Origin of the sequence: Bifidobacterium sp. FKU, assembly GCF_026016385.1 — a bacterium.
Lineage (GTDB): Bacteria > Actinomycetota > Actinomycetes > Actinomycetales > Bifidobacteriaceae > Bifidobacterium > Bifidobacterium infantis.
Map to the genome: position 1 here is coordinate 813047 of NZ_CP092888.1, position 23696 is coordinate 836742.

The 23696-nt window shown below is 59.7% G+C and carries 24 protein-coding genes and 4 pseudogenes; 13 read left to right on the top strand and 15 right to left on the bottom strand.

Annotated elements, in window-relative coordinates; genetic code table 11:
- Positions 1–192 precede the first annotated feature (192 nt).
- From istA to MMB48_RS03680, 10 genes and pseudogenes are all read left to right on the top strand, one after another.
- Positions 193–1685: pseudogene (istA, locus tag MMB48_RS03635) on the top strand (IS21 family transposase).
- A pseudogene (gene istB / locus MMB48_RS03640) lies at positions 1682–2460 on the top strand (IS21-like element helper ATPase IstB). The pseudogenes istA and istB overlap by 4 nt, the downstream one beginning before the upstream one ends.
- Before the next feature lie 281 nt (positions 2461–2741).
- Positions 2742–3437 carry a CRISPR-associated protein Cas4 gene (gene cas4, locus MMB48_RS03645; RefSeq protein ID WP_032743925.1) on the top strand — a complete coding sequence of 232 codons (696 nt, stop codon included), beginning with the start codon at positions 2742–2744 and terminating at the stop codon, positions 3435–3437.
- Positions 3434–4465: a type I-C CRISPR-associated endonuclease Cas1c gene (cas1c, locus tag MMB48_RS03650; RefSeq protein ID WP_032743923.1), complete on the top strand. Its 1032-nt coding sequence runs from the start codon at positions 3434–3436 to the stop codon at positions 4463–4465. The genes cas4 and cas1c overlap by 4 nt, the downstream gene beginning before the upstream one ends.
- A 166-nt stretch (positions 4466–4631) precedes the next feature.
- Positions 4632–4922, top strand: coding sequence for a CRISPR-associated endonuclease Cas2 (gene cas2 / locus MMB48_RS03655; protein WP_032743922.1), 291 nt, complete (start codon positions 4632–4634; stop codon positions 4920–4922).
- A gap of 672 nt (positions 4923–5594) precedes the next feature.
- Positions 5595–5801 (top strand): annotated as a pseudogene (locus MMB48_RS03660) (helix-turn-helix domain-containing protein); the annotation flags it as partial.
- Between the two features lie 100 nt (positions 5802–5901).
- Positions 5902–6162, top strand: a complete 261-nt coding sequence (locus tag MMB48_RS03665) for a DUF4160 domain-containing protein (RefSeq protein ID WP_003822212.1) — start codon at positions 5902–5904, stop codon at positions 6160–6162.
- A 33-nt stretch (positions 6163–6195) separates the two neighbouring features.
- Positions 6196–6429, top strand: a complete 234-nt coding sequence (locus MMB48_RS03670) for a DUF2442 domain-containing protein (RefSeq protein WP_235685104.1) — start codon at positions 6196–6198, stop codon at positions 6427–6429.
- Positions 6430–6950: 521 nt separating this feature from the next.
- Positions 6951–7442 carry a WhiB family transcriptional regulator gene (locus tag MMB48_RS03675; protein WP_230581204.1) on the top strand — a complete coding sequence of 164 codons (492 nt, stop codon included), beginning with the start codon at positions 6951–6953 and terminating at the stop codon, positions 7440–7442.
- Between the two features lie 90 nt (positions 7443–7532).
- The gene (locus tag MMB48_RS03680; protein WP_050496230.1) at positions 7533–8069 is read left to right on the top strand and encodes a hypothetical protein; all 537 of its coding nucleotides are present in this window, start codon (positions 7533–7535) and stop codon (positions 8067–8069) included.
- A gap of 180 nt (positions 8070–8249) precedes the next feature.
- On the opposite strand, the gene MMB48_RS03685 is transcribed toward MMB48_RS03680, so the two are convergent.
- From MMB48_RS03685 to MMB48_RS03695, 3 genes are all read right to left on the bottom strand, one after another.
- Positions 8250–8684, bottom strand: coding sequence for a hypothetical protein (locus MMB48_RS03685; protein WP_172664366.1), 435 nt, complete (start codon positions 8682–8684; stop codon positions 8250–8252).
- A 258-nt stretch (positions 8685–8942) separates the two neighbouring features.
- Positions 8943–9053: a hypothetical protein gene (locus tag MMB48_RS03690; protein WP_230581290.1), complete on the bottom strand. Its 111-nt coding sequence runs from the start codon at positions 9051–9053 to the stop codon at positions 8943–8945.
- Between the two features lie 181 nt (positions 9054–9234).
- Complete coding sequence (locus MMB48_RS03695; protein WP_032745395.1) at positions 9235–9618, bottom strand: hypothetical protein; 384 nt, start codon at positions 9616–9618, stop codon at positions 9235–9237.
- A 22-nt stretch (positions 9619–9640) separates the two neighbouring features.
- On the opposite strand from MMB48_RS03695, the gene MMB48_RS03700 reads away from it, so the two are divergent.
- A complete protein-coding gene (locus tag MMB48_RS03700) occupies positions 9641–10000 on the top strand; it encodes a hypothetical protein (RefSeq protein WP_230581289.1) in 360 nt (119 codons plus the stop codon).
- A 39-nt stretch (positions 10001–10039) separates the two neighbouring features.
- A complete protein-coding gene (locus MMB48_RS03705) occupies positions 10040–10255 on the top strand; it encodes a hypothetical protein (RefSeq protein WP_230581288.1) in 216 nt (71 codons plus the stop codon).
- 116 nt (positions 10256–10371) lie between these two features.
- Here the strand turns inward: MMB48_RS03705 and MMB48_RS03710 are convergent, their stop codons facing one another.
- The 3 genes from MMB48_RS03710 to purB all read right to left on the bottom strand — a co-directional run bounded on the left by MMB48_RS03710 (position 10372) and on the right by purB (position 14919).
- Positions 10372–10653 (bottom strand): HU family DNA-binding protein, encoded by a 282-nt coding sequence (locus MMB48_RS03710; protein WP_007053170.1) that lies wholly within the window; start codon positions 10651–10653, stop codon positions 10372–10374.
- Positions 10654–10807: 154 nt separating this feature from the next.
- On the bottom strand, positions 10808–13369 hold the full coding sequence (locus MMB48_RS03715; RefSeq protein ID WP_032745394.1) for a lysylphosphatidylglycerol synthase transmembrane domain-containing protein: 2562 nt from the start codon (positions 13367–13369) through the stop codon (positions 10808–10810).
- Between the two features lie 113 nt (positions 13370–13482).
- The gene (purB, locus tag MMB48_RS03720; protein ID WP_032745393.1) at positions 13483–14919 is read right to left on the bottom strand and encodes an adenylosuccinate lyase; all 1437 of its coding nucleotides are present in this window, start codon (positions 14917–14919) and stop codon (positions 13483–13485) included.
- A 74-nt stretch (positions 14920–14993) separates the two neighbouring features.
- Between purB and MMB48_RS03725 the strand changes: the two are divergent.
- Positions 14994–15086 (top strand): annotated as a pseudogene (locus MMB48_RS03725) (ABC transporter permease); the annotation flags it as partial.
- A 460-nt stretch (positions 15087–15546) separates the two neighbouring features.
- Here the strand turns inward: MMB48_RS03725 and MMB48_RS03730 are convergent.
- From MMB48_RS03730 to MMB48_RS03770, 9 genes are all read right to left on the bottom strand, one after another.
- A complete protein-coding gene (locus tag MMB48_RS03730) occupies positions 15547–17094 on the bottom strand; it encodes an alpha/beta fold hydrolase (protein WP_032745392.1) in 1548 nt (515 codons plus the stop codon).
- Positions 17091–17411, bottom strand: coding sequence for a hypothetical protein (locus MMB48_RS03735; RefSeq protein ID WP_032745391.1), 321 nt, complete (start codon positions 17409–17411; stop codon positions 17091–17093). The genes MMB48_RS03730 and MMB48_RS03735 overlap by 4 nt, the downstream gene beginning before the upstream one ends.
- A gap of 267 nt (positions 17412–17678) precedes the next feature.
- Positions 17679–18176 (bottom strand): DUF6466 family protein, encoded by a 498-nt coding sequence (locus tag MMB48_RS03740; RefSeq protein ID WP_032745517.1) that lies wholly within the window; start codon positions 18174–18176, stop codon positions 17679–17681.
- A 101-nt stretch (positions 18177–18277) separates the two neighbouring features.
- Positions 18278–19309, bottom strand: coding sequence for a vWA domain-containing protein (locus tag MMB48_RS03745; protein ID WP_032745390.1), 1032 nt, complete (start codon positions 19307–19309; stop codon positions 18278–18280).
- Positions 19306–20364, bottom strand: coding sequence for a VWA domain-containing protein (locus MMB48_RS03750; RefSeq protein ID WP_032745389.1), 1059 nt, complete (start codon positions 20362–20364; stop codon positions 19306–19308). The genes MMB48_RS03745 and MMB48_RS03750 overlap by 4 nt, the downstream gene beginning before the upstream one ends.
- Complete coding sequence (locus tag MMB48_RS03755; RefSeq protein WP_172664364.1) at positions 20361–20915, bottom strand: hypothetical protein; 555 nt, start codon at positions 20913–20915, stop codon at positions 20361–20363. Before MMB48_RS03755 ends, MMB48_RS03750 begins: the two co-directional genes overlap by 4 nt.
- Complete coding sequence (locus MMB48_RS03760) at positions 20912–21862, bottom strand: DUF58 domain-containing protein (RefSeq protein ID WP_029679655.1); 951 nt, start codon at positions 21860–21862, stop codon at positions 20912–20914. Before MMB48_RS03760 ends, MMB48_RS03755 begins: the two co-directional genes overlap by 4 nt.
- Entirely contained in the window at positions 21859–22938 is a 1080-nt protein-coding gene (locus MMB48_RS03765; protein ID WP_012577084.1) for an AAA family ATPase, read from the bottom strand. Before MMB48_RS03765 ends, MMB48_RS03760 begins: the two co-directional genes overlap by 4 nt.
- Before the next feature lie 38 nt (positions 22939–22976).
- Positions 22977–23666, bottom strand: a complete 690-nt coding sequence (locus MMB48_RS03770) for a uracil-DNA glycosylase (protein ID WP_032745387.1) — start codon at positions 23664–23666, stop codon at positions 22977–22979.
- Positions 23667–23696 lie beyond the last annotated feature (30 nt).

The following is a 23696-nucleotide window of genomic DNA, read 5'->3' on the forward strand; positions in this document are numbered from 1 at the left end:
TGCTTCAATTTTTCTTAAGCAATTTCTGCACTATTTTTCCGTAGTATGGGCTGCCGGTTTCCAGCAGGAACTGCACCATATGACCGCCCAGACGAGAACAGGCACCGGTCCGCCGTGCCTGTATATTCCCGAGACGTAACCAGAAAACGAATCCACCGGTTGCAGCCGGCGGCGCTCGGGAAGGAAAGGACGATGGCGATACCGATGCCCAAACAGCAAGATATCAGGAGACTGGACCGTCAGGGAGTTCCAGGTCGGAGATCGCGAGGAGACCGGACGTGGACCGCGCCACGGTCGCGAAATACGCCGATATGGACGACATGACCCCGAAACCGCCCATGGACAGGCGCCGGGGCTCCAAGATCGACCCGTACGCGGCGTTGGTCGACGAATGGCTCGAGGCCGACCGCATGCTGCCGCGCAAGCAGCGCCATACCGCCAGACGCGTGCACGACAGGCTCCGCGCGGAGACCGGCTACGACGGCGAGTACACGACGACGCCGGGGTACGTGAGACGCTGGCGCGAGGCGAACCGGAGCGGTTCCGACGGGTACGGCGAGCTCGTCCGGGCGCCCGGCGTCGCGCGGATCGATTTCGGTGTGGCGAAGGCCCGCATCGCCGGCGGGCTCGTGGACGACCACTGCCTGGTCGTCGCGTTCCCCCGTTCGAACATGCGGTACGCGGCGAGCCTGCCCGGGGAGAACGCGGAATGCCTGTGCCACGGGCCGGTCGAGGTGTTCGGGCACATCGGCGGCGTCCCTCCCGTGATCGTCATGGACAACGCCACCGGCGCGGGACGCAGGAACGCGAGGGGCGAGGTGACGCCCGCCGCGGTGTTCGACGCGTTCCTCGCGCGCCACCGCATCGACGCGAGGTTCTGCAACCCCTATTCCGGTTGGGGGAAAGGCGCGGTGGAGAACGCGGTCGGGTTCCTCCGCCGCAACCTCATGGTCCCGCCGCTGGAGGCCGAGACCCACGCGCAGCTCGGACGGATCATGCTCGACAGATGCGATGCGCTGGCCGCCTCGTCGAGGCATTACCGCAGGGGCACCGCCATCGGGGACGTGTTCGGGGAGGATCGCGCGGCGCTGATGCCGCTGCCTTCCACCACGTTCGACCCGATCAGATGGGAGAGCCGCAGGGCCGACCAGTACGGGCGGATAGACATCGACTCGAACCGGTACCTCGCAGGCGCCGCGCTGCACGGAAGGACGCTCCTGGCCGCCATCCGCTGGGACGGCGTGCGGATCACCGATCCCGGTGCCGGGGAGATCGTCGCGCGGTACCCCCGGGTATACGGACGGGGCCAGTCCACGCTGCAGGATCCGGAGCTGGCCATGCCCGTGCTCGCGGCCAAACCCGGATCCTGGAGGGAATCGTCGATACGCCCCGATTTCCCCGAGGCCGTGCGCGCATGGCTCGACGAGGTCGATTCCAAACGCCTCGCGCAGAGCCTCAGATCGATAGGCGCGGCATGCGCGGCTGCCGGTTTCGGCAACGCGGTCGCGGCCGCGAGCCGGGCGATGGCCGACGGGCCGGGTTCGGCATTGGACGAATCCACGCTCGTCACCCTCGCCCTGCGTGCACGCGATACCGATGCCGGCGCCATCACCGACGACGGGCCCGACCTGGCCGGATACGACCGGTTCATCACCGGAAACGGCGGAAAGGAGACGGAACGATGAACGACGCGACCGGACGGAACACGGCACGCAGACGCAGGGCCGACACCATCGCCAGATGCGAGAGGATCATGGAGACGGCCAGACGGCTGCCGTTGACCCGGGACGTGCTCGCCGAGGCATCGAGCGGGCGACGCCCGTCCAGCTGGATCTGATGGAAAGCCGGCTCGACGCGGAGATCGCCTCCAGGGAGCGGTCGAAACGGGTCCGGCTCCTCAAGGCCGCGGGATTCCCGAACGCGAAGGACATCGAGGGATACGACTGGTCCGACCTGCGCATGCCCGCCGACTGGGGACGCGCGCGGCTCGAGGCGCTCGACTTCATAGACCGTTGCGAGGACCTCGTGCCCTACGGGCCCGTCGGCACCGGCAAGACCCATCTCGCGGTCGCGTTGGGCAGGCTCGCGTGCATGCGCGCGATACCGGCCGGGTTCTTCACCGCGACCGGGCTGCTCATGCGGCTGCGCCGCGCGAAGCGGGAGGACCGGCTCGACACGGAGCTCCGGCAGATCGCCAAGGCCAGGCTCCCGGTCATCGACGAGTTCGGCTACATGCCGATCGACGAGGAGGGATCCAGGCTCCTGTTCCGGGTCATATCGGATTCCTACGAGACCCGGAGCGTCATCTACACCACGAACATCGAGTTCTCCGGCTGGGGACGCGTGCTCGGCGACAAGAACATGGCCGCCGCGCTGATCGACCGCACCGTGCACCACGGCAGGCTCATCAGATTCGAGGGAGGCTCCTACCGCAGCGAGCACGCCCTCATGACCAGATAACCAAGAAAAAGGCGGCGGACCCGACGACGCGGTTTCTGCTGGAAACCAGCCGCCTATACTGCTGAAAAATAGTGCCCATACTATGGACGCCAATTTGCAGAAACACATACGCACAACAGCAAAGCGGGCCAATATTCGTCAGCGAAGGTCCACCGTACTGCCAAGGTTGATGAAGAAGGTGTCATCACCGTGGATGCCACGCATATTCCCGGTCTCCACTATGAAGTACTCGAAGGTCGCTGAATCAATCCCGTCAGTATTGTCGGCATAAAGGAGCAACTGTGAAAGAGCCAACAGATTATCCAGAGGACGATTGGCTGGCTCTTTCCGGCCTCCAACATTTCGTGTTTTGCAGGCGGCAGTGGGCGTTGATTCATATCGAGCAGCAGTGGCAGGACAACTATCTCACGACGGCCGGCTCCCTGGAACATGACAGGGCTCACGACTATGGTGCGTCGGAAGCGCGGGGCGATCTGCTGATTATGCGCGATCTGCGCGTGTTTTCACGACGGCTGGGCATCACTGGTGCGTGTGACGTAGTCGAGTTCCGGCAATCGGACGCCGGCGTGCCGTTGCATGGGCGAGCTGGTACCTGGTCGCCCTACCCCGTGGAATACAAGCATGGCGCACCCAAACAGACGGATGCGGATCGCCTTCAACTTTGCGCGGAGGCTGTGTGCCTGGAAGAGATGCTGGCCTGCTCGATTCCGGAAGGCGCGTTGTTCTACCAGCAGACCAAGCATAGGGAGCGCGTGCGTCTTGATGAATCGTTACGCGATCAGATCGTTGCTATGTCGGGTGAGATGCACGACCTGTTCGCTCGCGGGCACACTCCGAACGTCAAACCTTCGAAAAGCTGCCGAGCATGCTCGCTACGCGATATCTGCCTGCCGAAACTTGCGAGAAGCCGCTCGGCGAAACAATTCATTGATGAGGTCATGCGCGCAGAAGCGGCCGGACAGGAGAATCGCACATGAGGCAACTGCTCAACACCTTGTATGTCACCAGCGAGGACGCCTATCTGTCGCTGAAGAACGACAATGTCATAGTCCAGCAAGGAGATGCCACGCTCGGACGGATCCCGTTGCGCTCCTTGGAAAGCGTCGTGAGCTTTTCTTACAAGGGCGCGTCGCCCGCACTCATGGGCAGATGCTCGGAATTCGGAGTAGGACTGTCGTTCTTTTCCCCTCATGGACGATACTACTGTTCGATACTCGGCGAGAACGACCGCAACGTGCTACTTCGTCGTGAACAGTTCCGTTTCGCGGACGATGACGGTGCTGCCTTATTGTTCGCGCGGTCGTTCATCATTGGGAAGATCTACAACTCTCGTTGGGTTCTTGAGCGAACCAAACGGGATCACGCGCTACGCATCAACAGTGAGCGAATCGCTGAGCAAAGCGAGAAACTTCGGCAGTCGTTGCTGAGTGTACGCGATTGCACGTCCATAGACGGGCTGCGCGGAGTGGAAGGATTGGCCGCCAAAGACTATTTCTTCGTTTTCGATGACCTGATTCTACGCAACAAGGACGCGTTCTTCTTTGAGCAGCGCAGCCGCAGGCCTCCGTTGGATCGTGCAAATGCGTTGATGTCGTTCGTGTATTCGATATTGACCAGTGATTGCATCGCGGCTCTGCAAGGAGTAGGGCTTGACCCTTATGTGGGGTTTCTGCATACCGATCGGCCGGGGCGCGCTTCCCTGGCGCTGGATCTGGTTGAAGAATTTCGGCCGGCTTTGGCCGACCGTTTCGTACTGACGCTCATCAACACGGGAGCGGTCAAGCCCTCCCAGTTCGAAGTGCGTGAGAACGGCGGCGTGTTCCTTTCCGAGAGTGGGCGCAAAACAGTGCTTGTCGCGTGGCAGAAGCGAAAACAGGAGACAATTACCCATCCGTTTTTCAACGAGAAGATGCCGTGGGGACTGGTGCCCCATGTACAGGCATTGCTGCTCAGCCGTGTGATCCGCGGTGATTTGGATGCTTATCCGCCGTTCATGTGGAAATAGATAGCTTTCCATGGAGTCGGCTTGCCGGCTTTCGGTTTCTGGCTTTGGACCTTGGTTCATGTGGAAATAGATAGCTTTCCCTGGAGTCGGGGGAGAGGCTTGCCGATGTGAAACACTGCAGCTGATTCCTTTCGGCATGATTAAGGAGACGGGATACGATGGAACGATGATGGTTGTTGTGGCTTACGATGTCAGCACGGAAACGCCCGAAGGCAGGCGAAGGCTGCGGAACGTGGCCAAGATTTGCATGAGATACGGTCAACGCGTGCAGAACAGCGTCTTCGAGTGCTCTGTATCGCCGTCCGATTACCTGATTCTGAAGCATGATTTGGCGGCGGTTATGGATGAGTCGCAAGACAGTCTTCGGTACTACAACCTCGGGGCGAAGTATTCCTCGAAGATCGAATATCGAGGAAGGCAGCGACACATGCCTGTTGATGGCGTGATGATGCTTTGATGCCGGATTGGTGCGTGCGTGTGGATGTTGGTCGGTGCGAGCCTCAAGCTCTCATGAAGTACTGGGCTGTTCGCACCACGGTTGAGGACTTCTGAAGACGGTGTATGTTCTTTTTGCTGTTTGATAACTCAAGAGTGGATGATTTGCTGGTATTTCGATTCGGCAGATTTGCGTATCTGGGGAGATATGAATGGATTGTACAGTACAATCGATGCTAAGGAGTGGTCGGAGTGTCCGTATCTTGGGATGCGAAGTCCATTCCCGCGGTCGCACCCCTCACGGGGTGCGTGGATTGAAATTATAAATCGACCGCGAACAATTACGTAGAAAAGGTCGCACCCCTCACGGGGTGCGTGGATTGAAATCAGAAACGCGCGACCGCGCTGGGCACCTTTGGAAGTCGCACCCCTCACCGGGGTGCGTGGATTGAAATCGAACAAGCCAGGGACGAAATATTTGGTCAGCGGTCGCACCCCTCACGGGGTGCGTGGATTGAAATCTTGGGCACCGACCTGCAGACCATTCTCAGCTCGCGTCGCACCCTCACACCATGCAAGGCCGAACCGTCGTCGAGTCGCTAACGTGGTGCGATTGCCGGCATGGAATTGTCTCGCACCGTCTGAGTGGTCTACAATGGCCGCTAATCCAAGTTAGGAGTAGGGCCAGGGATTAAAGGAATTGAGAATGAAACGCGGAATGACGCAACGTGAGTTAGCCGAAAAGGTTGGCATGTCAGGCGGCAATATCGCGGCTATCGAGTGTGGTAGGCGCTCTGAGGCTAACTTAACCTTAGCCACTGCGATAAAGCTGTGTGATGCTTTGCGTGTGCGTAATCCGCGTAAGTTACTTGATTCTGATTCTGAAACTTCTGCGGATTAAGTAATCCGCTAGGGCTATTGCGCTCTTTACGGGTGTGGTAGTCCACGAAATGTTAATGTTCAGCCGATATGATCGGCGTAAGAGTAAGGAGGTGGCATAGTTGCCGGGAATAAGCAGGTTTTTCGGTATCGTCATTTACATGTACGCCAATGACCATGGTCCCGTGAAGCATTTTCACGCGGAATATAATGGCCATTGGGCTAAGTACTCGTTTGATGGCGATTTGATTAAGGGCGGTTTGCCTAGGAAACAGGAACGTTTGGTATTGGCGTGGGCTGAAATACACCGTGAGGATCTCGAGTCCAATTGGAAGTGTGTGGAGGCCCATGTGCAACCCGGACACATCGAGCCGCTTAGGTAAGGAGGTTTATTCATGTGTGACGGTGTTGTTTTGGTGACTGACGCTGTTCCGTTGGACGGCCACCGTGTGGCGGTCAGGTTCAGCGATGGTTATAGCGGCGTCTTGGATATGGCTAAGTATTTTGGCTATCCGGCGTTCGCTGGGTTGAATGATCCTGCGGTGTTCGCTACTGCGCGGGCTGGTCTCGGTACGGTGTTGTGGGGTGACGGTGATATAGACGTCGCACCTGATACCGCGCGTGAGGAGGCCGTGCCGTTGGGCGCGTAGGCCGCGTTGATGAATCCCGGTTGCCTTTGGCTGCCGGGATTTTGTTTATCCGAACATATTTGGCGGGGTTCCCCGTCTGATGAAAATACCCCAAGAGTGAGGCAACACTCTTGGGGTTTTGCTTAAAACAAACCGATTTATAAGCCCCTCACGGGGTGCGTGGATTGAAATGTCTTAACATCCGTGACTTTGACGGATGTGCCGGGTCGCACCCCTCACGGGGTGCGTGGATTGAAATGCGTGGGGCGAACCGTACGGTCAGCCATAGGCCGGGTCGCACCCCACTGGGGTGCGTGGATTGAAATCATGTGTGGGTGTGTGGTTTCGAGGGTGGGCCAAGTCGCGCCTCACTGGGGTGCGTGGATTGAAATACAGGATTAGCCGGTGTCCCAAATGCGGGGCAAGGTCAAGGCGAAGTGGGAGGAGCAGCATTATCTAGCTGCTTTGGTTTTTCGGCGCGGGGGACGCAGGTGCAAGCCGCGTACTCTCGCGTTGAAGTCGAAGCCCGCAGTGGCGTGGGAGTGGCCGAAAGGCATGATGCTCGCCGCCGCGATTCGACGTTGGAATGCGAAGTGCAAAGGGTAATGGGCGGCTGGCGTGACAAGGCCGCTTGCCGGGACATGGACCCTGACTTGTTCTTCCCCGCCACGCGGCAGGAGGAACGATTGGCGCTCAAGGCCTGCTCCACGTGCCCGTCGATACGCGAATGCGCACGGTACGCGGCGGAACATGCACGGATAAACGGCTACCCGTTGCAAGGCGTATGGGGCTGGATAAACAGAAGCAAAGGCAAGAACAAGATCGGCTGGCAGGAAAGAGCAACCATGAGCATTACGAACAACCAGCGTGAGCTGATACTCAAATGGCACAGGGGCAAGGCCTCGTCGCCCGAGTACACGGCGAAGCTGCTCAACGTGCCATTGGATGAGGTGCTGTACATCATCGCCCATCCGGAAACGCCCGCACCCCACAAGGACGATTCCACACCCGAATTCATCGAACCATTACTCTGAATTCTGGTGTAAAAAACGAAACCCTCCACCACCAGGCGGAGGGCACGCTCACCAAGCACGATCATAGCCGAACGTGGAGGGTCTCAAACAATGTCCATCGTCATCGAACCATGCCAATACTGCGGCAGCCAGCAGGTCGAGGCACCGTGGACGCTCTGCCAGGACTGCCGCCGCACCTACGCGAAAGTTCTCCACCAGCTGAGCCATAACATGCATCTCCTGCAACGCGTCACACGCCACGAGTACAAGCTCGGCGAACCGGGCAGCGGAGGGAAACCGCAGGGCGGCGAGGCGCCCGCACCCGTCAACATGCGCGCCATCGACCTGCTGGACGAAGCCGAATCATTGTTGCAGGACGCATGGTGCGATGCGGGAGCCGTGTGGAGCGACCGATGGCAACGCCTCATCCGCCGCATGCAAACCCGCCTCGCATGGCTATGCCAGGCATGCAACGCCGGCCGATTCCTCCGCCAGCTCATCCACATGAGCCAGCGCATCATGCCGCTCATCGACTGCATGCCGCGTACCCGCAGGATAATTCCGGTGGCTCGAACAACCAGATCACGCCGGATAATTCCGGCACGGGAACAGGAGACAATGCTGGTGCCGCACCCAACAGCGGCGTAGGCAATCCGCAATAATGACCACGGAGAATAACCGTCGGGATATATGGAAACCGGTGATGCCGACCCATTTCAGGTCGGCATCACCGGTTTCCATAAAACGCCGTATTCGTGAAAGTCATTCAGAAATACAAGCCGAATTCCTGATCTGCCGATGACGGCAATCAAGGATAATCACCTGAGATCAGGCGGCCTTTTTGCGGCCGCGGCGCTTCATGGTGCCGGCGGTGGCGTTGGCCACGTCGAAGATCACGGTCTTGCTTTCGGGGTAGGCGGTACCGTTGACGGACTGGTAGGCGATTTCGCCTTCCGGTGCCTCGGGCAGAGTGAGGTATGCCTTCACTGCTTCAATGAGCGTGGCTTCCTTGATGCTTACCGAAGCGGCCTGCTTGCCTTCGGGCTTGCTGAACTTGATGGCGTTGCCGGCCTTGGCGGTGGTCGGGGTCACGGCGATCTGCCTGGTCTTGTCGTTGATCAGCACCTTGACGTACGCCGGGAATCCGAGCGCTTCAGCGGTGGCTTTGTTGAAACGAATGGCGGAATCGGTGACGGTCAGAACGGTCTTGCCCACCGGCTTGACCAGCTGAACCTCTTCGAATCCCTGAAGCAGTGAAGCCATGATTGCTCTCCTTATTGTATTGGTCACGTGTCTTTTTTTACGTCGCTAATTGTAGCCGGCTAATTTCGTATTATACAAATCTATGCATGCATGATTGCATAATTGAAGAACATTTGACCTGCGTATTGCGCTCCTCGAATAGCGCTGATTCAGCCAATGCCAAGGAAAAGGGAAACGGGAACCCGCGATATCAGCCGTATTGAATATAGAAGTATGCAATTTCAGCATCGCGATGGCTGACCGGTCTTTTTGCCGGCTCTATTTGCCGCTCTGCAAGCCAATTCCTCGGTCGGCAAGCTTGGCTCGGGTGTAGTGTTCGGCCATCACGGAACGGCATTGATTGCCGGTGCATACATACATGATCTGCATAACAGCGTCCCTTCTCAAGTGTTGTGAGCATTCCCTCGTATATTTCAGTGAGCATTCCTCGTGAATATGCGTGCGTTATGTACCGTAGCAATAACATGGAAAAACCGGGAATCATCGACTCCCGGTTCAGTGGTATTCGCGAACTATGCTTCAGCGTCTACCGTCCATTATGTCAGTCACGTCAGCGACGAGTGGTGCTCTTGCGGACGGCGAACAGGGCGATGCCCGCGGCGGCAAGCAACGCAATGGCCACACCGTACGGTGCGATGGCCGCACCGGTGTCGGCGGTGGTGGTAGTCGTGGTACCGGACTGGTCACCGGTTCCGGTTGCCGGAACCTGAATGGTGGCGGTCTTGGTACCGGATACAGCGCCAACAGCCGTGACCGCGATGGTCTTGCCGGCCTGGCTGGCCTTGAACGTGTACAGCAAAGTCAAGGAACCATCTGCCTTGGCAGTGAACGTCTTGGATACTGCAGCGATCTGCTGGACGTCGGCGACGATGGCACCATCGTAGTGCACGGTGACGGATTCGTTCGGTTGGAATGTGCCTGCAGGGAACGTCACGGTAGCGGTGGTGCCGCTGTAAGTGGACCATTATCTGACGCACGGGCGTCGGGCGAACCGCACGATGCGCCGGTTGGGGTATCCGAGCAAGGCGCTTCCGGCCGCGTGGATCGACGAGCTCGCGCCCGGCGAACACCGTGTCAGGCGAGGCCCGGTCCCCGACGGGCCCAAACGCGAGGCCGTGCTCAGGGTCGCGTCCGGCGAGATGACGTCGCGGCAGGCGGCCGCCGGTCTGGGAGTGGATTCCTCGGTCGTGAGAAACCGGAGACGGCAACTGCTAGGCGAGCGGAAAGGGACCGCGGTGGCGAAGGACGAACCAGAACGCAAGGCCGGCGCGCCGCAGACGGATCCGGACGTCCTACGCGGCGAGATCGCCGCGTAGGACGCCGACCTGGAGCGGTTGCGCGCCGAATGCCGGGCGATGGAGATCAGGCTGGCGATCATGAAGGGGTCGGCGGAGCTGGTGGGAAAAGAGCCGGGCGCAGACCCGGACAACCTGACAAGCCGGGAAAAGACGATCCCGGTCAAAAAGGCCGGTGGGGAGCCGCACGTCAATGCCGAGAGCCTGCTGGCCGAGGTCGGCATCGCGCGCAGCACGTACCACTGCCGGCTCGGAACGAAGATAAGACGTTGCTGAAGCACCACAGAGGTTCCTATAGCCCCCATCTAAGCACTGCAACAAAAAGACCCCGACCATCTCGGTCGGGGTCTTTGTCGTCAGTAATGCTCGAAGTAATCGCTACGAGCAGAAGGTCACTCGGTGACGGCCTTCTTCAGCAGGGAGCCGGCGGAGATGCGAACGCCGTAGGAAGCCGGAATGTCAATCTGCTCGCCAGTACGCGGGTTGCGGCCAGTGCGAGCGGCGCGCTTGACGCGCTCAGCGGAGAACAGGCCGGTGAGCTTCAGGCCTTCGCCGGACTTCATAGCCTCGACGAACACATCCTGGAAGGCGTTAACAGCAGCCTCGGCCTGAGCCTTGGTCAGGTTGGACTTCTGGGCGATCTTCGAGACGAGATCAGACTTGTTGTATGCCATAAAGCATCCTTCTTGGGTCAGGGGGCGAGCACTTTTGCTTCGTCCACGTTTTCATCAATGATACTAGCGCATGTTCCTGCGAAAACCCGCATCGTATAAGGCTTTTCACATCTATTTCGTGTTCTGAAGCCCAGGATGGACAAAAACGGACGGATCAGACGAGGTTATGACGGTCGAGCCACTTCATAGCGGCTGCGCCCAGAGGAATTCGTAGCCAATAGAACACCACGCGATGCAGCAACGTGGCGGATAGAGCTACGCCCTGAGGCACACCGACCGCCACGAATGCGAAGGTCAACGCGGCTTCCACACCGCCCAAACCACCGGGGGTGGGCACCGCGGAACCCAACGCATAGGCCAGCATGAAGACGAACGTCGTTTCAATCGGATTTGATGAATAACCGAACGCTTGCAAGGCCGCCCAGAAAGCGAGCCCAGTGGTCGTGTTCTGGAACAGTGCGCCCAGGCAGCTGACCGTGAGCTGTCGGGGCTGGGAAAGCACGTCCAGCAGCTGGTTGATATACGTCTTGGCCAGCGGCATAAGACGACGGGTCACCCAGTGGCGCAACGGCGGAATCATCATCGCAATGGACAACACCACAACCACCACGCCCAGCACAAGGACCAACGTATTCGTCGGAATCGCGCCGGAGAACATATTGCGGCCGGTGAATAGGCCAATCAACACCAGCATGGAGAAGTACACGGCGTAATACACCACGAGCGCGGCGCTCATGATTGCGGTGGCCGGGGTGTTGCGATAGCCGGATCTGCGCAGAAACTGCAGGTTGACGAACGCGGGCCCCACGCCGGCCGGCATGGATACCGTGGCAAAGCCGCCGGCAACCTGACTCATGAACACGCCCGTGTTATCTCGCTTGCTGCGATCCATGAGAGCGCCGAGCGAAATCGACGATCCGATCCAGCCGCAGGCACCGAACGCGAGCGTTACCACCGCCATCAACGGGTTGGCGTTGGTCAGCGCGGTTATGATTTCTTCGGGCTTCAACTGGGTGAAGACCACGACCACAGCCACGATGACCAGCAGCATGGTGATCATCGAACGCCAGGAGAAGCGGGCAAGCGTCACCGGCTCGGCGGATTCGGCGGTCTCCTCATCAATTATGGTGTTGATGTGGTCTCGCAGTTCCTTGAGCAGCTGCTTGTCCCATGTGACCAATGCGCGTGTGGGGGAGGGAACCGCGACTTTCTGGATGAACGGGGCCAGCGCGGTCAACGTCGTGTCGCCCCAAGATTCACGGGCAGCCGCGACTGCAGGTTTCACGCCGATCAACGCGGCGAACAGCGCAAGCAACTGGACCTTGTCAAGCGCGGTATTGGCCGGGCCGGAAGCGTTGTCGCCATTCAGCCAGCCGGCGATAACCGCAGTGCCATCTTCAAGCCTAGCGAGCGTATCAGGCGTGATGCGCCGGTGCGTATATCCACGGCGATTCGCCACAGACAGATATCGCATATATGCTACGGCGTCCGCCTGGGTGAGCGTGTTCAGATTGGCGGGCATCTCGATGGTGTGCGCATCCAGCACCAGAATCGCGGACTCGTCCGTATCGGCGATGCCGTAGGGGGCGGGCGCAGGCAGTTTGATATTGTGCAGGCCGAGCAGCATGGCAAAGTGATGCTGAACGGCGTCGCGCACGGAACGATCGCGTCGAATGGACACGCTGGTAAAACGTACCCAATCCCAGAGTTGCTTCAGATAGCCGACGGTATGGGTTTGCGCGTCGATGACGGAAACGATGAACCGGCGGTTATTCGAGGTCTCCACATCGTAGATGCGTGAGCCTTCCGCCAAATCGTCATCCAAAGTGGCAGACAATGAGCCATGGCCGATTCCGGGCTCCTGATGCCGGATGAGTGAGGTGGTCTCTAATCCGATGCTTGAGAGCACCGCGACGAGATCTTTGCCCCACACGCCTTTATTCTGCGTGCCGACCACGAATCGAATAAGCATGCCCACCGTGCGACCGGCGGCCATCGAAACCAGCATGCCGGTAACCGAATGCCACGAAAGCACCACCATCACCGCGGCGATGGCATACAGGATATTCCAACTCCATTTGACCGTGGAGCGGGTACGGCGTGGCCCGGCGGCGGTCAGGAAGGACGCCATGCCGGCGTAGATGTCGGGCAACAGCTCGGAACCGTATGAGGTGGCGGCTGAGACCAGTGCCATTGGCAGGGCGGAATCGTTCAGACTACTGATTGCCGTCGATATGACCCACACAATGCCGTATCCGGCAAACATGGCCAGCGCGGACACCGCAGCCTGCAGCCATTCCCGGGCCAGTAGCAATTGAGCGAGCACGATGATCACGATGACGATGGTGGCCAGCTGCGTCAGTACGGTGGAGGGGAAAGCGGCCAGCCAGTTGATGGCTTGGGCGGCGGTATGCGCGTCGGATTCGACGCCGCGCGTCATGCCGCCCAGATATACGGCGAACACCATAACCACGGCGGCCATCAATAGCGACAGACTGGCTCGGGTCAGGTCGCCGAAGTCGCGCGTGCGGCGCGGGGCGATGTCGTCGATGTATGGTCCGGAATCGTTGCTGCCGTCGGTTGTCGAGCTGTCCGTTCCGCTGACAGCAAAACTGGCCGACCGGCCGTCACCAGAGGCGATCGGCCGGTCGGTAGTGGAGGAGGTCGCCTTGTCCGGGCGATCTTCCGTAGTGGACTGATCCTGTTCAGTAGTCATGAAATGGTTACCTGACGTCTGTCCTTGTTCGGTTCAGTTTGCGGTTCGGTTTGTGACTCAGCGCAGTAGTGTGGTGGATGCGAGGGATTCGAGGGACTCGCATCGCACCTATCTCAACGGTCGAAAGCGACGAGCTGGCTGGCCACACCGGTGTAGGTGGCGGGGGTCAGAGCCTTCAAGCGAGCGGCGGTTTCCGGGTCGAAGGACTGCTGGTCGATGAACTGCTCGACCTGCTCCTTGTCGATGGAGTGGCCGCGCATAAGCTCCTTGACCTTCTCGTACGGTTTGTCCATGCCGGGCAGGCCCTTGAGCTCGCAGGCGCGCATGGCGGTCTGGATCGGCTCGCCAAGCACCTCCCAGTTCTCATCCAGCTCACGCTCGATGACGTGGGTGTTCGGGTGGATGGACTCAAGGCCGCCCATGAGGTTGGTCAGGGCGAGCAAGGAGTAGCCGAGCGCGGAACCGATGTTGCGCTGGGTGGTCGAATCGGTCAGATCGCGCTGCCAACGGGATTCCACCAGCGTGGCGGAGAGGGTGTCGAGCAGCGAGCAGCTGATCTCGAAGTTGGCTTCGGCGTTCTCGAAACGAATCGGGTTGACCTTGTGCGGCATGGTGGAGGAGCCGGTGGCACCCTTGACCGGCACCTGGGCGAACACGCCGCGGGAGATGTACATCCACACGTCCACGCACAGGTTGTGCATGATGCGGTTGGCGTGGGAGACGGTGGAGTACAGCTCGGCCTGCCAGTCGTGGCTTTCGATCTGCGTGGTCAGCGGGTTCCAGGTCAGGCCCATGCGGTTGGCGACGAATTCGCGGGAGACGGCGACCCAGTCGACATCCGGGCATGCGGCCAGGTGGGCGCCGAACGTGCCGGTCGCGCCGTTGATCTTGCCCAAGTACTCTTGGTTTTCGATGTGCTTGAGCTGACGGTTCAGACGGTAGACGTAGACGGCGAGCTCCTTGCCGAGCGTGGTCGGCGTGGCCGGCTGGCCGTGAGTGAGGGAGAGCAGCGGCATATCCTTGAATTCCTCGGCCTTGCCGGCGAGGTGGTCGATGATGCGCTTGAACTCCGGGGTCCACACGTGTTCCATCGCGTTCTTGACGCAACGGGCGATGGAGAGGTTGTTGATGTCTTCGGACGTGCAGGCGAAGTGTACGAGGGTCTTCAGCTCGTCGTTGATGTTGGTCAGCTCGGCCGGAGCCTTGTCGATCTGATCGTCGATGTAGTACTCCACGGCCTTCACATCGTGGTGGGTGATGGCCTCATGAGCGGCGTGCTGCTTGATGCCTTCGGCGCCGAAGTCCTCGGGAATGGCGCGCAGGAAGGCCTGCTCTTCGGCAGTGAACGGCTTGACGCCGTCAACGATCGGCTGGTTGCCGTTGCCCTCAAAGCCGTTGGCCAGAAGAATCATCCATTCGACTTCGACACGCATGCGTTCGCGGTTCAGGGCAGGTTCGCTCATGTATTCGACGAGCGGAGCGGTGGCCTTGTGGTAACGGCCGTCGAGCGGGGTCAATGCGATTGCGGGGGAAATATCGGTAAGCTTCATAACCTCCAAGGGTACTTCCAGCCGTGAACCGAGCGGCTATACTGTGGTGCGGCGTTCCCGCCCGAGCCGTACAGGTCATGGCCTGGTATCTGATGCTGGCCATCGCCAAAACCGGTGTGCTCGACCGCCTCGCATCCGGCCGCGCACTCATCGGGCGACGCGCCTGACACTCTTTGCGCGCCACTTTCCCGGGAATGTTGCGCTGATAGAGGGGTTCTCGGGCATGCTAGCGCAACAAGCCCGGGAAAGTGGCGCTAGCCGCGTCTCTGCGGTGATTGCATTGTGGGGTAGCCGATTGATTGCTAAGCATTGACAAGTTGATGTGCTCGTTGCCGTGAGACCCCGAGTATATCGCCTATTTGCTGTAGGGCGAGACCCATGCCATGTAGTTCTTGTGCCGCGGCACGAGTTTCCCGCGCTGCGTTCGATCTGCATTCCGCTTCTTCCTTCCACAGTCGCCGAGCTTCATCAAGATGCGCTTGTACGGATTGCGGCAATTTTGTCTCTATGGTGAGTGCGAAATCAGCATCTTGTGTCATGACGGTGATAAGGTCGCGTGCCATATTTTACTTTTAACCGCCGAACGCTGAACTCGGTGGTTCGCTCGCCAGGGGCAATGGTCGCGGACTAGGTCATGCGGCCTTGGTAGTAGCGGGTTTCCTTGAGTTCGCCGTTGATGACTTCCTGAAAATGCGCTTCGTGGCGTTGCACGGCGGGGGAGCCGAGATCGGTGGCGTTCTGATAAGCAGCCTGATGGTACTTAATCCAATGCGACAACTCTCTGCCGTTGGTCGAACCAGCCACGGGTGCGGCGTCATATGGGGTCAGACCGGTGATGGGCGTCGCGCCCGGAGTGCATGAGCCGTCCGAATGCACTGTGGATGGTGTTGCCTCGGGCGCGGGCGATACATGCCCTTGTACGGTGAGCCAGTTATCGGTGACCGGGTTGGCGGAACCATCCAGTGCGGCGACCAGTTCATCATCGATCTCCACGCTGGTGACCCATGTGCGTTGCGGAATCGGATGATTGGCCACCGGCGATCCGGCTGTCACCACATGCTCGATGGTATATTCCTCCGCCCAATCCGAGGCAAGCGTGGCGGCAACGATGCCACCTTGGGAGTGGCCGATCAGTGCCACGGGCTCGTCCTTGCCGATGCCTGCCTGACGCATCGCCTCGGCAACCATGCGAGCGCTGTCCGCTTTCCTGCGGCGTTCCTGATCGGCGCTCATCAGTTCCACGTTCTGCGCCCAGCCGAATGGTGAGTCAGGCTGTCCATCGGTACCCGGGATGGTGACCAGCCAGGAGTTGGTTCCATCAGCCCGTTCATAGCGTTGAATGGCGATGGTCCCATATTCGAGTCCGCTGTTCAGCTCGATTTTGCCGAGCCGCTCTTCGGCGAGTCTGCGCAGATTCTCCATTGACTCGGCCACCGATCCGCTTGCGCGGACGACGTCGGCATTCGCCTGCACCTCGCGCACTTCCAGATGATTGCCTTGGATGATGTCTTTCGCGGGTCCGGAGAAATTGGCGATTTTTCCCGCAGCCTTGTTGACCTCATCGGTGTGCGCAATGCTCTTGCCGATAGGTACGCCGCCAATGATTCCGCCCGCGCCGCTAAGCACTCCTTCCTGGAACGGATAGGTGAACGTGGACATCCATGCCGGGTTCGGTTTGCCGTCAATAGCCCAGCCGGCCAGAAAGCCGCCCGCCGCCACAGCGGCAACACCCACCGCGGCATATCCCGGTTTGGCCTGTGTGCCGGCCTGCAATAATTCGGTAAACATGCGCCGAGCCGTCATCTCCGCCTGAGAATACAGAGAGTGTGCGCGAATCAGCAGATCGGCCGCGCCACGCAGGTCATCGCTCAACCGCTGACATGCCGTTGCATGGTCATAACACCGATTGCCCAGCGCGGCATATGGTACAGTGACATGGCCGGGAACAACGGCGCTCGGATCGCCCGACTGCAAGGTGACGCACATCGGCGCACTATGCCGATGTGACTGTAACTGTAATGCGGCCGATTCCCAAGCCGTGGCTATGGCCGCAAATCCTGCCGCCTCGTCATCGAGAGCCTTGGCTATGGCGGCATATTCTTCAAGAGTGGCTGGCGCATATCCCACTCCGCCGTAAACGGACGATTCCACCTGCCAGTAATCGTGCTCGCTCATGATGACCCCCAAGCCAATCGGTGGGTGGTCTCCATGTCTTGCGCGAGACTGGCCGAATACTGTGCGGTGCGACTGAGCCGCGATCGGAATAGATCGGCGGCTTTACCGGTCCACACGATGTTGCGGGAGCGGTTCACGGCCACCGCCGTCTGGTCCGATTGCGCCAGTGTGGCCGCACGCTGGACGGACACGAGGTCGCGACTACGCTGTACCGCCGCATGGCAAGGGCAAGTGCCGTAATCGAACGGCGTCACCGTATTGCCGGCAAAGCCGCCGGTGGGATCGATGGGTGCTCGGTTGCTGGTGTAGGTATTCATATATCCAGCTAAAAGGACAGGACTCATGCTTGTCCAGCCGGGACGACCAATGTGGTTCTAGCTTGCCGATTTTGGGCGAAGTTATTCACAAGTGTTGTGCATAGTCGTAACGATTATCCACAAATAGCCTGTTTGGGCACACCTTGGATCAGCCATGGGCTATCGGGATCAGACAAACGCCAAAGCCGACAGCCGAAACCGGGAAACAGCCGCGATAAGGCCATGACCCGTGAGGATGTGAGAAAAAGAGCAACCGTGAACGACTGCTTACCACGGCTTGGTGGCCCCGGTACCCTTGTTCTGCGTCGCCTTCTGCTTGGATTGGGTGGTGTTCGACTGGGTATCGGTGGATTGCTGATTGGCCTTCATCAGCTCCTCGACCTGCTTCTTCTGCTCGTCGGTCAACGCGCCGCCCTTTTTGGCATTGGCTGAGGAACTCTCGGATTGCTGCGCCGATTGGGCTTGCCCGGAACCGGAACCGCTGTTCTGCGCCTCGGCCTGTTTCAGGGTGATCTTCGTCAGCTCGGAAGAAATCGAAGCATTGGTGTCGATGGCGTCCTTGACTTGCGGCAACAGAAGCGTACGCATTCGCCCGGCCTCGGCGAATTGCGCATCGGTCTGCTGCTGTTGCGCCTTGAGCGTGGTGATATCCGTGGACTCATCCTGAGCCGCTTTGATATTGGCATTCAATGATGCGGTGGCCTGATTGAACGTAATCGAAGCGGACAGGTTTACTGACGCCACGCCGGCAACCAGCAGCAGCAATACGGCGCCACAAGCCAGGACGATACGTGCCCAAAGCGGGCATTTCGCCCGCATCCGAATATTCGCCGAGCCATCGTTCTCGTGGATTTCGTTACTGTTCCTCACAGCAGCCTCCTTGAGGTTGCGATCCATGCACCGACTTCCATGGCAAGCAATATCGCCAGCGCAATGGCCAACGGCCATACCACCGGCGTGGTGCGTGTGCGCTCCTTGACCGTGGTGGTCATGCGCCATTGCTTCGACGACCTGGCCGAAACCGCATCCGCCAAAGTCTGTGAAGCGTTTACGGCCACATACGTGCCACTGATTTCGTCGGTAATGTCTTTGAGGTTCTTCTCATCCATCCTGGAGATGCCGGGTTCGCCGGTATCCGGGTCGATCACCCAGTGGTCCGTGGTATTGGAATCTCCGGCGCTGACGCCATCGGCGATGACGGGAATCTTGCCGCCCTCGGTCGAGCCGACGCCCACGGTAAACCCATCATTGAGATACTGGCGCAGTGACGAGAACGTACGGCGCTTCACATTCGAGGTCTGTTCGCCGTCAGTGATGAGGTACAGCACAATCGCATCATCCGGGTGCGCTTCACGAATCGACTTCGCGGTCAGCAGCAATTGATCGATCGGAGCATCCAGACTGGAGCCCGCCGACACGGATGTGGCTTCCACCGCCAACGTGTTGGCCCAATTATCGATGGCCGGCGCATCCGGGGTCAGCGGCACATCAAGCGTTCCCGAAGCACCGAACCGTAACGCCGCGAAACTGGCGTCCGGGTAAGCGGCGGTCACATCATGCACGGCCTGACGTGCGGCATTGATGCGGGTAATGGTCTTCTCGGACCCGTATGTGGCATCGGCCACCGCCATCGACCCGGTGGTATCCACCGCCACGATGACATCGGTGGCATTGATGGCCTGTGAGGTGGTAGACGATACCACGCTGGGAGTCAGTACCATCACCGCTACGATGAGCAGCATAAACGTACGACGTATGCAAGCCCACACGGTCTCGTCACTGGAAACACGGCGACGAACAAACAATACGATTTCGAGAATGGCCAGTACGGCGAGCCCGGCCGCCAGCAGTCCGCCGGCGACCCAGCCCAAGGCGGGGGAGAAGGTGAATCCGTTCATCGCCTCAACCTCCATGCACATACGATCCAGATAATGAGTATCACGGTCAGAGCAAGCGTCCACAGACCGGGAGCGTCCACCATTGAGGATTTCGCCTTGTTCTCCACATCCGTATCCCTACGCGACTGAATATCCCGTACCAGCTCATCTATCGACGCGCCATTCGATTGGGTGAGGAAGATGCCTCCATGCGACTCGATCGCGGACTTCATATCCGTTGTGGTTTGGTCCGATTCACTGGCTTTCGGCCCGGAATACAGGCCGTCCACGGTGATTTTGGTCTGCTGGGTCAAATCCAACGCTTCGGTCAGCGAATAGGTGGGTTTGCCCGACACGACGTTGTCGGTGGCCAGCACGATGGATGCCGCACGCTGACGGTCGGCATTCGCCTGATTGGCTTCGCCATAAGCGAAACCGGGGAGCATCGCCGCGCAAGACACCACGCCGTCGCCAATCAAGGAGGTGGCGTCCTTGCGGTTCTGCGTGCCTTCGAGCCAATTGGCGATGTCCTGATATTCGGCATCGGACATCTTATCGACGTCATCCTGCGACTCGACGCCTTTCAGCGCCTTGCTGGCGGAGGTCAACTGTTTGGTGACCAGTTCGTAGTCGTCGGTCAGTGGGAACACCGTGCGTGAGGTCGAGTTGAAGATACTCAAACCGATACGTTCCCCCTCGAAATGCTTGACCAGTTCCAAATAGGTATCGATGACCTCGCGATCATAGGGGAGCGTGGACCCCGACACATCCAGACACAGGACGATATCTCGGCTGGAAGCGCGTTCGTCACCGGCATCCACTTGGCTGGGGCGAGCCACCAGCACAATGGCCAGCGCCAGCGCAAGCACCAGCACGCTGATGGCGAGACGGCCCAAAGCGCGCCATTGACGGAACAGACGGGAAGCGTGCTCGGTATTGAGATCGTCGTCCATCGAGAATACAGGGGTGTCGTCGGCGGTGTTACGGCGGGCGAACACGACAATCAGCACGATAATCGCCAGCGCTGCCAAGACGCCGGCCAGAGCGGCCCAAGGCCAATGCCATGCCAGCATCATGAACGCCACCTTTCCACCAGATTCGCCACCCACTCGGCGGCCTGCTGCACGCTGGTCGTCTGGGCGATTCGGTTGCGGGCATCATCGGCAAATTCCGGTGGATACAACGCGCTAATGGTCTGCTTCAATGCGTCCAATCCTTGGCGATTCGCGGGCGTGCGATTCAGGTACGCCAAATCGGTCAGCGTACTGGAACTAAGCTCCCTGCCTGAGGCGGCACCGGCGAAATCACGGGCGATGACGGCCAATTCGACGAAAGCCTCATGCCGGGGCAGTGCTCCGGATTCATGACGGGCCACCACATCGTCGATGCGGGCACGCCACTCGGCCTTGGAACTGGCATTGCTATGAGTGCCACGCGCACGGTCGCTATTCCGAGGTTTGCGTGCGGGGCGAGACAGCATGATGATCAACGCGATCAGACCTACCGCCAGCAACAGGCATGCGACGATGGCCATCACCAGGGGAGTGGTCAAGGCCAACGACTCCACGGGCCTGAGATCGCCGGGATCAGTGGCGAGCGGGATGATGGGGAACATGCTGTGCATCATAGATCACCCGCCAAAGTCAGTCCGACCAGTTCGGGTGCAGTGCCCAGTCTATTGCGTGTGGTGCGGGCCAATGCCCGGGACACCAGGGCGACGAAACGATCGAACATGGATTCGCTGGATGCGGCTCGAATGATATGGGAACCGGCACGGGTGAGCTCCTGTTCCAAAGCCGCGGCCATATACGCGCGATGAGTATCGACCTCGGCCGCTGCCTTGGCGTTGCGCAGGAATGCCGGCACACGCCGTGCACTCAAGCCGTCGGCGGGAGCGTGGCGGGATGAGACGGCCTTGAACGGATTCATCGTCGCAACATCGATCAGCACCATCGGATGGGTGCGGGTAATACGACGGATCGTGGTGATATGCCGCTCCTCCATCGCATGCTCATCGGTGGCCAATACGATCAATGCCTCACGATCCTTGATACGGCGCGCATATTCCAGCAGCGCGTCGATATTACGGTGATGATCCCAATCACGATCAAGCGCCTTGTCCAGCGTGCGTTCGAACTGCGCGAACCCACCGTTGAACGGCACGCGGGTGATGCTGGACTCATCGCCGAACACCAGCGAAATATCGTCCGACCGGCGCAACGACAGTGCGGCGAACATACGCAGCGCATTGGCGGCAACCTGCCATGCGCGTTCTCCGGAAGGGCATACGCCAGTCATCTCCAGGCCAACGTCCATCAGCAACCAGACCCGTGACGTCGACAGGCGCTCGCGCTCGACCACCATGGGGCGGCCTTGGCGGGCGCTGGTCTTCCAATCGATAAGACGGGATTCGTCACCTGGCTCATAGGCATGCACATCCATCGCATCGCCGCTGCCGCCACGACGCCCGGATGCGTGTTCGCCCTCCAGCACGCCCAAAGCCTTCCTTACTGTAGGCAGGCTCAGCTGAGTGCCAAGGGCCTCGATCTTCTTGCGAACGGAATCGGAACTCACGGAACAGGAACCGTTTCGACGATCTTGTCGGCGATCTGATCGCTGACCACGCCATCGGCCAGTGCCTCGAACGTCAGCATAATACGGTGGCGCAGCACCTCATGAGCGAACGCCTTGAGATCCTCGGGCACCACATAGTCGCGCCCGGACAGCAATGCCTTCGCCTGGCCGATGCGGGTCAAGGCGATGGTGGCGCGCGGCGAGGCACCCAAACGCACCAAGGATGACAGTCCCTTGATGGGGCGGGAGCCGGCACCTCGTGACGTGGCGGTGATATCGACCGCATAACGCATGATCGCGTCGGAAACATGCACGCGGCGTGCCGCCTTGCGCAAAAAATCAACGTCGGACACGGAAATGCGTTCGCCGGTGATGGTGTCGGGACCGATCATGTCGGAGCCACGGCGGGTGAGCATGGCCAGCATCCGAGCCTCTTCGTCGGGCGAAGGATAGGTCATGACGGCCTTCATCATGAAACGATCCATCTGGGCTTCGGGCAGGTTGAACGTGCCCTCCTCCTCAATCGGATTCTCGGTGGCGATCACCATGAACGGCTTGGGCAAGGCGATACGCTGCCCGCCGACGGTCGTGGCACCCTCGGCCATGGCCTCAAGCATGGCGGACTGGGTTTTGGCATTCGAGCGGTTGATCTCGTCCAGCAGTACGAAATTGGCGTGAATCGGGCCGATCTGCGTGGTGAACTTCTGCGACGCAAAATCGAAGACCTGCGTGCCCACCAGATCGGATGGCATGAGATCAGGAGTGCACTGCACGCGTTTGAACGAGCCGGATACGCAGGTGGCGAGTGTCTGGGCGGCCGTGGTCTTGGCCAAGCCCGGCACGGATTCGATAAGAATATGCCCGCCGGCCACCAAGGTCACGATAAGCGATTCGCGCAGATTATCCTGACCCACCAGTGTCTGGGCGAATCTCGCCCGAATGATGTCGGCCAGGATACGTGCGCGCTTGGCGTCATCGGCACCCAGCTGAGCCGACACGCCGGGCGCGGGAACGGTGACCGGTCGTGCGGCGGTGGTCTGCGAAGGTATGTTCGGTTGCGTGGGGAACAAAGTCATGCCCCCACTGTAACTACTTACAATGACTGTTGGTCTGTCTAAAGAGTCCAATCCACCGGTTCGGCACTCATGGTGACTAGGGCTTGATTGGCTCTGGAGAATGGTTTGGAGCCGAAGAATCCGCGGGAAGCGGACAGCGGACTCGGGTGAGGCGATTTGATAATGAAGGCATTGGTCAGCAATGGCTCGAGGCTTTGCGCATTACGCCCCCAGAGAATCGCCACCAGCGGCTTGGGCTTGCCATCGGCGTCCGTGCGCGCGTTCAACGCACGAATCGCGGCCTCGGTGACTTCCTCCCAGCCTTTGCCCTGATGCGAATTCGGCCGCCCGACGCCGACGGTCAGACATCTGTTGAGCAACATCACCCCACGTTCCGTCCACGGTGTCAGATCGCCATTGGTGGGCATGGGCGCCCCAAGGTCGTCAACCAATTCCTTATAAATATTGACCAGGCTTTTCGGCAGCGGGTGAACATTCGGCGCCACGCAGAAGCTCAAGCCCACCGGGTGACCCGGGGTCGGGTAGGGGTCCTGGCCGACAATCAGCACCTTGATGGAATCGAACGGGATGGTGAACGCGCGCAGAATATTGTGGCTTGCCGGCAGCCACGGGCGTCCGGCGGCGTTTTCCGCACGAAGAAAATCGCCCATATGGTGGATGGTGGGCTCCACGTCGGCCAAGGCATGGGCCCACCCCGGCTCTACCAGTTCGCTCAATGGTTTGATCATGACTCACCACTGTAGTCAAACGTGCATATC